This is a genomic window from Methylobacterium sp. ARG-1, assembly GCF_001262595.1.
Taxonomy (GTDB): domain Bacteria; phylum Pseudomonadota; class Alphaproteobacteria; order Rhizobiales; family Beijerinckiaceae; genus Methylobacterium; species Methylobacterium brachiatum.
In genome coordinates this window covers 218544-231375 of record NZ_LHCD01000004.1, presented here as the reverse complement: position 1 = coordinate 231375, position 12832 = coordinate 218544, and the positions used below count along the sequence as shown (strand labels likewise).

Genomic DNA, 12832 nt, shown 5'->3' with positions numbered 1-12832 from the left:
GGCGCAAGCCGTCCCGTTTTTCGTTCTTAAAACACGTTCGAAGCGGAACGCTGCGTGTTCAGCCCGATCTGGCCGTCGGTGCGGTCCGGTTGACGCGCTCGGCGGGACCGCCTAGAGGCTCCCCACCATGCTAAGCTTGTTCCGCACCGGATCGTATTACGCGCCGCTCCCTTAGCGGCGGCCTGCTTGTCATGCACAACCGCTGCGTCGTCGGCGGTTGCTCCTGTTCCTGATCCGCCGACCTCGCGCCTGCCCGAGGTCACCGTGTCAGTCTCCCAAGCCACTCAGCTCCGCCCGGTAATCGGCATCATCGGCTTCGGCGCCTTCGGTCGTCTGATGGCCCGATACCTCGCGCCCCATATGGCATTGCGCGTCTACGACCCGCGCCCGGCCGAGCCCGATATCCAGACCTACGGTGCCGTGCGGACGGACCTGGCGGCGGTGGCTCGTTGCCCGGTCGTCATCCTCGCCGTTCCGGTTTCCAGCCTGGCCGCGGTCGTGTCCACGATAAGCCCGCATCTCCGGCCGGGAACGCTGGTGGTCGATGTTGGCTCGGTGAAGATGGAGCCCGTCGCGATCATGCGGGCGGGGCTACCCCACAGCGTCGAGATCCTCGGCACCCATCCTCTGTTCGGCCCGCAGAGCGCCGCCGACGGGATCGCCGGCCTGAGTATCGCCGTGTGTCCGGTCTCTGGACGGCGTGGGCGGCGTGCAGCCGCTTTCCTTCGGAAAGTGCTGAAGCTGAAAGTGATCGTCACGACGCCGGAAGCCCACGACCGCGAGGCCGCAGCGGTCCAAGGCCTGACCCATCTGATCGCGCGGGTGCTCGTCGCCATGGAACCACTCCCGACGCACATGACGACGCGCAGCTTTTCATTGCTCATGCAGGCGGTGGACATGGTCCGGCATGACGCGCCCGAAGTCTTTGAGGCGATTGAGCGGTCGAACCCGTTCGCCGCCGAGGTCCGCCAGCGCTTCTTCAGCCTCGCCGCTCACGTCGAGGCCGATCTCGCCCGGGACGGCGATCCCGCTGCCGGCGAGTGGCCGGCCACTCGAACCGCCCGGACACAGGCCGGAGCGTGATGAGGGAACCAGGCTGCCCAAAAGAAAAGGGGCCGCCTCGCGGCGACCCCCTTCCTTTGTCCCGACCGGGTGGCTTGGACTTAGAAGTCCATGCCGCCCATGCCGCCGCCGCCCGGCATCGCGGGGGCGCCGCTGTCCTTCTTCGGCGCGTCGGCGACCATCGCCTCGGTGGTCACCAGCAGGCCGGCCACGGAAGCGGCGTCCTGCAGAGCGGTGCGCACCACCTTGGCCGGGTCGACGATGCCGGCCTGGATCATGTCGACATACTCCTCGGTCTGGGCGTTGAAGCCGTAGGTCTCCGAGGAGGTGTTGTCGGTGATCTTGCCGACCACGATCGAGCCCTCGACGCCCGCGTTCTGGGCGATCTGGCGGATCGGGGCCTCAAGGGCCTTAAGGACGATCTTGATGCCGGCCTGGACATCCGGGATGTCGGACTTCAGCTCGGCAACCGCCTTCTTCGCGCGCAGCAGCGCGGTGCCGCCGCCCGGGACGATGCCTTCCTCGACCGCCGCGCGGGTGGCGTTGAGGGCGTCGTCGACGCGGTCCTTCTTCTCCTTGACCTCGACCTCGGTCGCGCCGCCGACGCGGATCACCGCGACGCCGCCCGCGAGCTTGGCCAGACGCTCCTGAAGCTTCTCACGGTCGTAGTCCGAGGTGGTCTCCTCGATCTGCGCCTTGATCTGCGCGATGCGGCCCTCGATGTCGGACTTCTCGCCGACGCCGTCGATGATCGTGGTGTTCTCCTTCTCGATGCGCACGCGCTTGGCGCGGCCGAGCATGGGGAGCGTCACGTTCTCGAGCTTGATGCCCAGATCCTCGGCGATCATCTGGCCCTTGGTCAGGATCGCGATATCCTCGAGCATCGCCTTGCGGCGGTCACCGAAGCCCGGCGCCTTCACGGCCGCGACCTTCAGGCCGCCGCGCAGCTTGTTGACCACGAGGGTCGCCAGGGCCTCGCCCTCGATGTCCTCGGCGATGATCAGCAGCGGCTTGCCGGTCTGGACCACGGCCTCGAGCACCGGCAGCATCGCCTGGAGCGACGACAGCTTCTTCTCGTGGATGAGGATGTAGGGATCCTCGAGCTCGGCGACCATCTTCTCCGCGTTCGTGATGAAGTACGGGGAGAGGTAGCCGCGGTCGAACTGCATGCCCTCGACGACGTCGAGCTCGGTCTCGGCGGTCTTGGCCTCCTCGACGGTGATGACGCCCTCGTTGCCGACCTTCTGCATGGCGTGGGCGATCATCTCGCCGATCTCCTTGTCGCCATTGGCGGAGATCGTGCCGACCTGGGCGACCTCGTCGGAGGTCGAGACCTTCTTGGCGCGGGCGATGATGTCCTTCACCGCAGCGGCGGTGGCGAGGTCGATGCCGCGCTTCAGGTCCATCGGGTTGATGCCGGCGGCGACGTACTTGGCGCCCTCGCGGACGATGGCCTGGGCCAGCACGGTCGCGGTGGTGGTGCCGTCACCCGCGATGTCGTTGGTCTTCGAGGCCACTTCGCGCACCATCTGGGCGCCCATGTTCTCGAACTTGTCGGCGAGCTCGATCTCCTTGGCGACGGTCACGCCGTCCTTGGTGATGCGCGGGGCGCCGAAGCTCTTCTCGATCACGACGTTGCGGCCCTTCGGGCCCAGCGTCACCTTCACCGCGTCGGCGAGGATGTCGACGCCGCGCAGCATCTTATCGCGCGCGTCGGCGGAGAAACGAACGTCTTTCGCTGCCATGGTTTGCCTCTTGTATTTGGGTTGAACCCCAAGGCCTCAGACGGCCTCAAAGGGCGGGGAAAGGCGATCCGATCAGAGAGCGACGACGCCCATGATGTCGGATTCCTTCATGATCAGGAGATCCTGACCGTCGATCTTGACCTCGGTGCCGGACCACTTGCCGAACAGGACGCGGTCGCCGGCCTTGACGTCGAGCGCGTTGACGCGGCCCTGCTCGTCGCGAGCACCGGGGCCGACGGCGACGATCTCGCCTTCCTGCGGCTTCTCCTTGGCGGTGTCCGGAATGATGATGCCGCCCTTGGTCTTCTCCTCGCTCTCGATGCGACGGACGACCACGCGGTCGTGCAGCGGACGGAACTTCATGAGCTGCCCTCTTGCTTCAGGTCTGCAGTTGGCGTTGATGCGGCCTGCGGGACCGCTTCCAAACCCGACTGTTAGCACTCTGTCTTGGCGAGTGCCAATGACGGCGGCGAGATAGCCCTCGCCTGGTTCCGAGTCAAGGCTGTCGCACCTGCGCGCGACGGCGCGATGACGCGACATCAGCCTTCCTTTTCCCACGGACAACGCGCTCTCATGCTGAGCCTGCACGGACCCGACGGCGCGGTTGCGCCGGAACTCGGCGGCCCGATTCCCGGCAACGCCGTCTGGCTCGACCTGAACGATCCGAGCTCCGAGGAAGCCGCCGCCGTCGAGGCGGCGACCGGTCTGCGCGTGCCGTCGCGGGCGGCGCTGTCCGAGGTCGAATCCTCCAGCCGGCTGCGGCGGGTGAAAGGCGGCCTGTCGCTCTCGACGCCGATGATCACCTTCGAGCGCAGCGAGTCGCAGCTGAAGCCGCTCGGCTTCCTCCTATCGAAGGATCACCTCGTCACCATCCGGTTCCACGAGCTGCGCGCGGTGGACTCGGCCCAGAAACGGATCGTCGACGGCGACGGCAGCGTATCCCCGAGCGAGATCTTCCTGGTCATCCTGGAGGAGCTGGTCGACAGCCTGGCAGACGCCCTTGAGGACATGGCCTCGGAACTCGACCAGCTCTCGACGCGCATCTTCGATTTCGACCTGCGTGGCGCGAATCGCCGCCGGATGGAGAGCCCTCCGCCGCGCCGGCGCGACCTGGCGCTGCGGCGGATCCTGCGCGGGATCAGCAACCGCGGAAAGGTCCTGGGGAAGATCCGCGCCAGCTTGCTCGGCCTCGAGCGAATCGTGCCGTTCGTGTCGGCTGCCTGCGATGGGCTCGGGCTGCCGGAGGATGGGCGCTTCGAAACGATTCGGCGGGATATCGAATCCCTCGACGAGTTCGAGACACGGCTCGCCGAGAACGTTCAGTTCCTCCTCGACGCGACGCTCGGGCTCATCAACATCGAGCAGAACAACGTCTTCCGCGTCCTCACCGTCGTTTCGGTTGTGGGCGTACCGCCGACCCTGATCGCCTCGATGTACGGCATGAACTTCAAACACATGCCCGAACTGGACTGGGCCTACGGCTACCCTTACGCGCTCGGCCTGATCCTGTTCAGCGCCCTGGCACCGATCGTGTACTTCCGGATACGCGGATGGTTCTGATATTCGCACCTAAGTTTAGAATGTTTGCCGGAACATCCCTGAAAATCCCGGAATACTGTAAGCACAGGTTTTCAAAAATTCACAAATCTGTCTTGCGCGCCGCAATCTAAACCGGTACCGTTTCTGAATTCGGCAAGTTAGGTCAAAATTAACGTACTATGCGCTAGGTTTCCGCTCGAGAAGCGCGAGCAGTGATATGTTCAAAAAATCGGTTTACAGCGAGTCGCAGGCCAAGCTCGACGCCTTGAATCGGTCGCTGGCCATCATCGAATTCTCGATGGACGGCCAGGTTCTCGATGCCAACGAGAACTTCCTCAGATTGATGAAGTACACCCTGGCGGATGTCCGCGACAAGCACCATCGCATCTTCGTCGACCCGGCCTTTGCCAGGAGCGCGGAATACACGGATTTCTGGGCGAAGTTGAAGGACGGGCAATACGTCACCGGCGAGTTTCTGCGCCTCGACAAGGACGGGTCGGAGGTTTGGCTGGAAGCGACCTACAATCCGGTGCTCGATGCCCGCGGCAAACCGGTGAAGGTGGTCAAGTTCGCCGCCGACATCTCGGCCAAGAAGAATGATATCGACCGCCTGATGTCGATGATCGACAACATGCCGGTTGCGGTCATGACCGCCGATCCGCAAAACGATTTCAAAATAAATTACCTGAACACCACCTCGCGCAAGACGCTGGCCCCCTTGGAGAAATACTTGCCGATCAAGGTCGACGAGATGGTCAACAACTCGTTCGACGTGTTCCACAAGAACCCGCACCACCAGCGCAACATGCTGGCGGATGCGAGCCGGCTGCCGCACCGGACCAAGATCAAGGTCGGCCCGGAGACGCTCGACCTGCAGGTCACCGCCGTCAACGATCGGAAGGGCCGGTATATCGGCCCGATGCTGACCTGGGCAGTCGTGTCCGCGCAGGTGAACATGGCCACCGACGTGAGCCGCGTCGTCGACGCCGTCGGGTCGGCGGTCCGCGACATGCAGCACTCGGCCGAGGGGCTGACGCAGTCGGCGGATTCTGCCCGTCAGAAGGCCTCGTCGGTCGCGTCGAATTCCGAGCAGATGAATGGCGCAATCCAAGAGATCTCCGGCCAGGTCGGTCGGGTCTCGGAGCGCGCTCGGCAGATCGCCATCCAGGCCGAGACCACGGACGCGACGATGCGGCAACTGGCCGAGAACGCCCGCGAGGTCGACGCGGTCGTCAGCATGATCAAGTCGATCGCCGGCCAGACCAACCTGCTGGCGCTGAACGCTACGATCGAGGCGGCCCGTGCCGGTGCCGCCGGGCGGGGCTTCGCCGTGGTCGCCAGCGAGGTCAAGGCTCTGGCCGAACAGACCGCCAAGGCCACGGGGGAGATCACCCAGCAGGTGGCGGCGATCCAGAACGCCACCGGCGAGGCGGTCGGGGCGATCGAGATGATCACCGCCGCCGTGGCCGAACTCTCGACGCTGACCCTGGCGATGGCCAGCGCCGTCGAGGAGCAGGCGGTCTCGACCCACGAGATGTCCGGCAATATCGGCGGGGTCTCGCAGGCCGCCAATGCCACCGGTCAACTGGCTGAGGCCGTCCTGGGCGTCGCCGAGAGCCTGGCCGTCCACTCCTCGGATCTCGCGGAGAGCATCGATCGGTTCATGAAATCCGCCTGAGCCAGCGGACGGGGACAGGCCGCGGCATGAAACCCGCACGCGGCTTCCCCCGTTCCGTGGTTCGACCCGTCCGGACGGAGCTGAACCGATCGCCTACGCCCTGACTAGAACCCTGCGGCCTGCCCTCATCGCCCTCGCGTGCTGCGCGCCGGCTTTCGCCCTCGCTGAACCGGCGCCTCTCGCGCCGCCGGCCGGAAGCGTGTCGATTGCCAGCTTCGCCGCGCGGGGAGCGCAGATCTATACGTGCATCTCCGGGGCGGGGGGCCCGGTCTGGAGCGCCGCCAAGCCCGATGCGGACCTCGTCCAGCCGGATGGGCGCGTGGTCGGGCGCCATTTCGAGGGTCCGACCTGGGAGATCCAGGATGGGTCCCGGGTGGTCGGGTCGGTGATCGACCAGGCCCCGGCGCCACAACCGCACGCCGTCGCCTGGCTCATGCTCTCCGCCCGCGCCGCCGGATCGGGAATGCTCGCGGGGACACGCTACGTGCTGCGCAGCGACACGGATGGCGGGGAGAAGCCGGCGGGCGGCTGCACGCCGGGACAGACGGTGCGCGTGCCCTACACCGCGACCTACACGTTCTATCGCTGAGCGTGCGTCAGTCCCGGGCGAGTTGCGCCCGGCCGATGGCGAAGACCCGTCCGTCCCCGAGCAGATGCGCCGTGAACCCGTTCGGGAAAAGGCCTTCGATCGCCCGGTCGCGGACATTCAGCCCGCCGGCATAGGCACCGAAGGCCGGCATCACGAGGCGGGTGCCGTCGGTGACGAAGCAGCGCCGGCGGACCGCCCGGCCACGCATCGCGACCTTGCCGCAGGGATGGAGATGGCCCGCGATCTCGCCGATCACGGGTTCCGCGCTCGGCTCATGGCGCAGGACAAGGCCGCCGAGGGTCAGCGCGTCGGCATAGCGGCCGCCGACGCCCTCGCTGACAGCGGCATCGTGGTTGCCGGCGATCCAGACCCAGTCCCGTCCCTCCTGCAGAGCCGCCACCATGGCCCGGTCGCCGGGCTCCATCCGCTCCGGCCCGCGGTCGTCGTGGAACGAATCGCCCAGGGCGACCACGCGAGCCGGATCGTGGCGGGTCACAGCCTCGTGCAGACAGGCCAGGGTCTCGCGGGTATCGTAGGGCGGCAGAAACTGGCCGGTGCGGGCTGCGTAGGACGACCCCTTCTCCAGGTGGAGGTCGGAGACGATCAGCGTGCGATGCTCCGGCAGCCATACGCCGCCGCACAGGTCGAGCATCAGGGTCTCGCCCGCCAGCAACAGGGTCGGGTGCTTGTGAGTCTTCTCGAGTCTCAGGCCGGCCGCCAAGATCGCATCCTCGGATTCGTCGGGGGAGGGCGGATCGCCGGTCAGGACAGAGCTTCCTGAAGAAGCTCGGCCTCCGCCTCGGCCAGGATCTCGTCGGCACCCTCGCCGTAGACCCGCTCACGCCCGATCTCGAGCATGACGGATACGGAGAGCGGGGAGACCCGGTCGAGAGCCCTGTGGATGATTCGCCCCTGGATGCGCTCTAGCATCATGCCGAGGCGCCTCACGTCGAGGAGTCCGGTTGCCGCATCCTGCCGCGCAGCCCGGAGCAGGAGGTGGTCGGGCTGGTGCTTGCGCAGCACGTCGTAGATCAGATCGGTGGAGATCGTGACCTGCCGGCCGGACTTCTTCAGGCCCGGATGGTGGCGCTCGATCAGGCCGGCGATCACCGCGCATTGCCGGAAGGTGCGCTTCATCATCGCCGATTCGTCGAGCCACGCTTCCAGGTCGTCACCCAGCATGTCGACCGCGAACAGGTCGCCGATGAAGTCGGGATCGAGCACGGCCCGCTCGGACACGTCCCGGGTGGTCCAGATCGCGATGCCGTAATCGTTCGCCGCGAAGCCGAGGGGGCGCAGCCCGTCGCGCTCCAGCCTGCGGGTGAGCAGCATGCCGAGCGTCTGGTGGGCCAGCCGGCCCTCGAACGGGAAGGCCGTGAGGTAATGGCGCTTGCCCCGGGGAAAGGTCTCGACGAGCAGGTCGCGCTCGCCCGGCAGGACCGAGCGGCGGCGCTGCTGCTGCAGGTACTCGCCGATCTGCTTCGGAAGGCGGTCCCACTCGAACGGGTCGGCGATGATCGCCCGGACCCGCTCGGCCAGGAAGGTCGAGAGCGGAAACTTCGCGCCCGCATAAGAGGGGATCGCCGGATCGGTGCCGAGCGGCGCGCGGGTCACCAGGGCCTCGTCCTCGGCCAGGCCCTCGAACCGCAGGGTCTCGCCGGCGAACAGGAAGGTGTCGCCGATCGTGAGCGTGTCGGCGAACTCGTCCTCGATCTCGCCCAGCACCCGTCCGCCTTTCGGCAGGACCGTACCGGGCTTGCTCCGCAGCGTCCGGCCGAGCCGCACCCGCACCCGCGCCGCCTCGACGATCGTGCCGACATTCATCCGGTAGGCCTGGGCCGTCCGGGCGTCGCGCACCCGCCACAGCCCGTCGGACCCGCGGAGGATCTTGGCGAAGCGCTCGTAGGCCCGCAGAGCGTAGCCGCCGGTGGCCACGTAATCGACGACCTGCTCGAAGGATTCCCAGGTCAGCCCCGCATAGGGCGACGCGGAGACGATCTCCTCGTAGAGACCCAGCGGATCGAAGGCGTCGGCGCAAGCCATGCCGAGCACGTGCTGGGCGAGCACGTCGAGGGCGCCGAGCCGGGCGTCGGGGGTGTCCTGCGCGGCCTCCTCGACGGCGTCGAGGGCCGCCTGGCATTCCAGCATCTCGAAGCGGTTGCCCGGCACCAGATAGGCCTTCGACGGCTCGTCCATCCGGTGGTTGGCCCGGCCGATCCGCTGCATGATCCGGCTCGCACCCTTGGGCGCCCCGACATTGACCACGAGATCGACATCGCCCCAGTCGATGCCGAGATCGAGGGTCGCGGTGCAGACGATCGCCCGCAGCTGGCCCGCGGCCATCGCGGCCTCGACGCGGCGGCGCTGCTGCGCATCGAGCGAGCCGTGGTGGATCGCGATCGGCAGGGCGTCGTCGTTGAGCCGCCAGAGCTCCTGGAACGTGTACTCGGCCTGGAGCCGGGTGTTGACGAAGACCAGCGTGGTGCGGTGCGCGCGGATCAGGTCGTAGATCGCCGGCATCGAATGCCAGGCCGTGTGCCCCGAGATCGGCAGCGACCGCCCGAGATCCAGCATGCGCAGGTCGGCCTTGGCGCCGCCCCGGACAGTGACGAGGTCGGCCATGGCGGGCGGCGAATCCGCGCGCTGCGGCACCAGATACTTGCGCAGCTCGTCCGGCTCACGGACCGTCGCGGACAAGCCGATCGCCGCCAGGTCCGGGCTGAGGCGGTGCAGCCGGGCAAGCGCCAGGGCCAGCAGGTCGCCGCGCTTCGAGGTCACGAGGGCGTGCAGCTCGTCGAGGATCACGCAGCGCAGCCCGGAGAAGAACTTGGCGGCGTCGCGATGGGCGATCAGCAGGGCGAGCTGCTCGGGCGTCGTGAGCAGGATGTCAGGCGGACGGCTGATCTGCCGGGTGCGCTTGTGCGCGGGCGTATCGCCGGTCCGAGTCTCGACCCGCACCGGCAGCGCCATCTCGGCGATCGGCGTGTCGAGGTTGCGGGCGATGTCGACCGCGAGCGCCTTCAGCGGCGAGACGTAGAGGGTGTGCAGCCCTTTCGCGGCCTTGGGCTCGGGTTTGCCGGCGGCCCGTTCCGAGAGGGCGACGAGGCTCGGCAGAAACCCCGCCAGCGTCTTGCCGGCCCCCGTCGGTGCCACCAGGAGGGCCGAGCGGCCCGCCCGGGCGATCCGCAACAGGTCGAGCTGGTGCGACCGGGGCGTCCAGCCACGCGCCGCGAACCACGCCCGGAAGGCCGGCGGCAGGATCTCTTGGGCGTCGCTCAGGCCAGGGCCATCAGGAAGCGGTCGATCAGCTCGAGGGCGCGCTCGCTCATCGCACCCGGGTAGCGGGCGAAGACGTGGCAGCCGCCGGAATAGATCGCGGTGTGGCCACCATTGCCGGCCGCCGCCCAGCGGGCCGACATGTACAGCGTGTCGTCGAGGAGCGGATCGGCGGTGCCGATGGTGAACAGGGCCGGCGGCAGGCCCTCCAGATCGGCATAGATCGGCGACACGTCGGGCCGGCGCCGGTCGATCCCCTCGCGGACGTAGCCATCGGCGAATTTGGTCAGATCGAGGGTATTCACGACGAGGCGCTCGTCGCCCCAGTTGCGCACCGACGGGGTCAGGCCGAGGTCGTAGAACCCGGCATTGAGGTTGGCGCCTCGGAACGCGCGCGACTGGTCATGCAGGTCGCGCAGGCGCAGCAGCACCATCACGGCAAGGTGGGCGCCGACCGATTCGCCACCGATCGTCAGCGCATGAATCCCGAACTCGGCCCGGCCCGGCCCGGCGAGCCACAGGGCCGCGGCCTCGCAGTCGAGCAGGGCAGCGGGGTAGGGATGTTCGGGGGCGAGCCGGTACTCCACCGACAGCACGACGAAGCCGCAGGCATCGGCGATGCGCTCGAGCCACGGATCCTGCTCATCGGCGGCGCCCCAGACCCAGCCGCCCCGGTGAATGTGGAGATAGGCGCCGCGCAGCTTCGCCGGGGCCCTCGGGCGGATGACCCGGAGCTTGAGCGGGCCGGCGGGCCCCTCAATGGTCAGCCACTCGGCTCGGGCGCTGTGCGGCATCGCGGGCGCAGCCTTGGTGCCGGCGCGGCGGCGGGCACGCACTTCCTCGATGGGCAGCGACCAGGGGTCGGGCAGGGCGGCATGAGCCGCGACGATCTCGGCATTCAGCCGAAGCGTCTCCGGATCGATCGTCGCCGGGTCGAACAGGGCGTGGTCGATCATGCTGGGTCTCGTCCCGTCGGCTTTGTCCCGCGGCCATTCCCGGCATCTTGGCGGGACGGGTCTCGCTTGCCATCTCGGGTCCGTGGGTGAAACCCGCTAACGCCTGATCCGGGATCCGGTTTCGACGCGGTGTGGTGTGCCGGCCACGGTTCCGCCCGCTTCGTCGCCGATCCGGGTGCCCCTGGCTTCATGAGGACGCGATGCTCGTCGATCACGACCGGCGCCGGCACGGTGCCCCGCCGCCGAACGGCACCTATGACGCGGAAACCTACCCGCCGCGGGCCTCCGCGCTGCGCCGATTCCTCGGCGGCTCGCCCGCCGGCGTGTTCCTGCGCCTGCTGTTCCTGTCGATGCTGGTCGGCGCCGGCATGTCGCTGCTCGGCCTCACGCCGGGCCGGCTGTTCTGGCGGATCTACGATTCGGCCCAGGCGCTGCTCGAGATCGGCCTCGCCTCCCTTCACGATTTCGGCGGCTGGATCGTCGCCGGAGCCGTCGTGGTCATCCCGCTCTGGCTGATCTCGAGGCTGTTCGCGACGGCGCGCTGAGCGCATCGCAAATCGTCCGCGTCGGCTAAGGTTGCGGCATGACGCATCCGCCTGCCGCCGCCCGGGTCCTGCCGACGCACCGTCGCGTGCTGGCCCTGGCCCTGCCGATGACGCTCGCCAACGTCACGACGCCGATGCTGGGCTTCGTCGGCGCGGCGGTAATCGGGCGGCTCGGCGACGCAGCCCTGCTCGGCGCGGTGGCTTTGGGCGCCGTGATCTTCGACGCGATCTTCTGGTCCTTCGGGGCTCTGCGTATGGCCACTGCAGGGCTGACCGCCCAGGCGGTCGGCGCGCGCGACGGCGCCGAGGTCGACCGCATCCTGGCCCGGGCGATCATGGCGGCCGCCCTGATCGGCCTGAGCTTGGTCGCGCTGCAATGGCCGATCGCACAGGCGGCCTTCGCGGTGAGCGGCGCGAGCGAGGCGGTGATCGCGGGCCTCGCCACCTATTTCCACATCCGCATCCTGTCCGCCCCGTTCGTGCTGGCGAGCTACGGCGTGCTCGGCTCAGTGCTGGGGCGCGGGCGGACCGATCTCGGTCTGCTGCTGCAGGTGGCGATCAACTTGGTCAATGTCGGGCTGACCCTCGCCTTCGTCCTCGGCCTCGGCATGGGGCTCGCCGGCGCCGCGCTGGCGGCTCTCTGCGCGGAGGCGGCCGGGCTGGCGCTCGGGCTGGTCGTGCTGGCGCGGCTGGGCTCGCGGCCGTTCCGGGTGCCTTTGCGCGATCTGCGAGATGCCAAGGCCCTGAGCCGGACGCTGAGCGTCAATCTCGACGTGATCCTGCGCACCCTGGCGTTGATCACCGCCATCGTGTTGTTTTCAGCGCTGGGCGCCCGGCAGGGCGACGTGGTGCTGGCGGCCAATTCCGTCCTGTGGAATCTGTTCATGATCGGCGGGTTCTTCCTCGATGGCTTCGCCACCGCGGCCGAGACCCTGTGTGGTCAGGCGGTGGGCGCGCGCGACGCGGAAGCGTTCCGGCGGGCGTCAGCCTTGAGCTTGCGCTGGTGCCTGGCGTTCGGAATCGCGGTCGGCCTGCTCGCCTTCCTGGGCGGCCCGGCCTTCATCGACTTCGTCACCACGAGCGCGCCGGTGCGCGAAACCGCGCGGGCCTATCTGCCGCTCGCCGCCCTGGCGCCGCTCGCCGCGGCGGCACCCTTCGCCTATGACGGGATCTATATCGGCGCCACTTGGACCCGGGCGATGCGCAATCTCATGTTGGGCGCGCTGGCGATCTACGGCGCGGTCCTGGCGATGGTCCTGGCCCTGGGCCTCGGCAATACCGGGCTGTGGCTGGCCTTCGTGGCCTTCCTGGGGGCGCGGGGCCTGTTTCAGGCCGTCGCGTTCCCGGGGCTGATGCGCGAAACGTTTCGCGGGCCGCGGCCCTCCGCCGCCGGAAAAACCGCGCCCGACTTCGCGTAGCCTTGGCGGGCCGGCATTTGCGGC

General features: G+C 68.2%; 11 protein-coding genes. 6 read left to right on the top strand and 5 right to left on the bottom strand.

The annotated features are described in order from the left end of the window. Positions 1 to 264: 264 nt before the first annotated feature. Positions 265 to 1083, top strand: a complete 819-nt coding sequence (locus AKJ13_RS06930) for a prephenate dehydrogenase (RefSeq protein ID WP_050732690.1) — start codon at positions 265 to 267, stop codon at positions 1081 to 1083. Between the two features lie 80 nt (positions 1084 to 1163). Here AKJ13_RS06930 and groL read toward each other — a convergent pair whose 3' ends face one another. Continuing rightward, positions 1164 to 2807 (bottom strand): chaperonin GroEL, encoded by a 1644-nt coding sequence (gene groL, locus AKJ13_RS06925; protein WP_050732689.1) that lies wholly within the window; start codon positions 2805 to 2807, stop codon positions 1164 to 1166. A gap of 72 nt (positions 2808 to 2879) precedes the next feature. Continuing rightward, positions 2880 to 3170, bottom strand: coding sequence for a co-chaperone GroES (gene groES / locus AKJ13_RS06920; RefSeq protein WP_007567860.1), 291 nt, complete (start codon positions 3168 to 3170; stop codon positions 2880 to 2882). 210 nt (positions 3171 to 3380) lie between these two features. Here groES and AKJ13_RS06915 point away from each other — a divergent pair, with 210 nt between their 5' ends. The 3 genes from AKJ13_RS06915 (at position 3381) to AKJ13_RS06905 (ending at position 6613) form a co-directional block, all read left to right on the top strand. Further along, entirely contained in the window at positions 3381 to 4367 is a 987-nt protein-coding gene (locus AKJ13_RS06915; RefSeq protein WP_050732688.1) for a CorA family divalent cation transporter, read from the top strand. A gap of 196 nt (positions 4368 to 4563) precedes the next feature. Beyond that, a complete protein-coding gene (locus AKJ13_RS06910; RefSeq protein WP_050732687.1) occupies positions 4564 to 6024 on the top strand; it encodes a PAS domain-containing methyl-accepting chemotaxis protein in 1461 nt (486 codons plus the stop codon). Between the two features lie 199 nt (positions 6025 to 6223). Next, positions 6224 to 6613, top strand: a complete 390-nt coding sequence (locus AKJ13_RS06905; protein WP_050732686.1) for a DUF3455 domain-containing protein — start codon at positions 6224 to 6226, stop codon at positions 6611 to 6613. 7 nt (positions 6614 to 6620) lie between these two features. On the opposite strand, the gene pdeM is transcribed toward AKJ13_RS06905, so the two are convergent. The 3 genes from pdeM to AKJ13_RS06890 are packed head-to-tail and all read right to left on the bottom strand — an operon-like array spanning position 6621 to position 10845. Then, positions 6621 to 7334, bottom strand: coding sequence for a ligase-associated DNA damage response endonuclease PdeM (gene pdeM / locus AKJ13_RS06900; protein WP_007567852.1), 714 nt, complete (start codon positions 7332 to 7334; stop codon positions 6621 to 6623). A gap of 41 nt (positions 7335 to 7375) precedes the next feature. Then, on the bottom strand, positions 7376 to 9892 hold the full coding sequence (locus tag AKJ13_RS06895) for a ligase-associated DNA damage response DEXH box helicase (protein WP_050732685.1): 2517 nt from the start codon (positions 9890 to 9892) through the stop codon (positions 7376 to 7378). Continuing rightward, positions 9889 to 10845, bottom strand: coding sequence for an alpha/beta hydrolase (locus AKJ13_RS06890; protein WP_050732684.1), 957 nt, complete (start codon positions 10843 to 10845; stop codon positions 9889 to 9891). Before AKJ13_RS06890 ends, AKJ13_RS06895 begins: the two co-directional genes overlap by 4 nt. A 200-nt stretch (positions 10846 to 11045) precedes the next feature. Between AKJ13_RS06890 and AKJ13_RS06885 the strand changes: the two genes are divergently transcribed. Together AKJ13_RS06885 and AKJ13_RS06880 are read left to right on the top strand one after the other, a co-directional pair. Continuing rightward, positions 11046 to 11390, top strand: a complete 345-nt coding sequence (locus tag AKJ13_RS06885; RefSeq protein WP_050732683.1) for a DUF6460 domain-containing protein — start codon at positions 11046 to 11048, stop codon at positions 11388 to 11390. A 38-nt stretch (positions 11391 to 11428) separates the two neighbouring features. Next, on the top strand, positions 11429 to 12808 hold the full coding sequence (locus AKJ13_RS06880; RefSeq protein ID WP_050732682.1) for an MATE family efflux transporter: 1380 nt from the start codon (positions 11429 to 11431) through the stop codon (positions 12806 to 12808). Positions 12809 to 12832 lie beyond the last annotated feature (24 nt).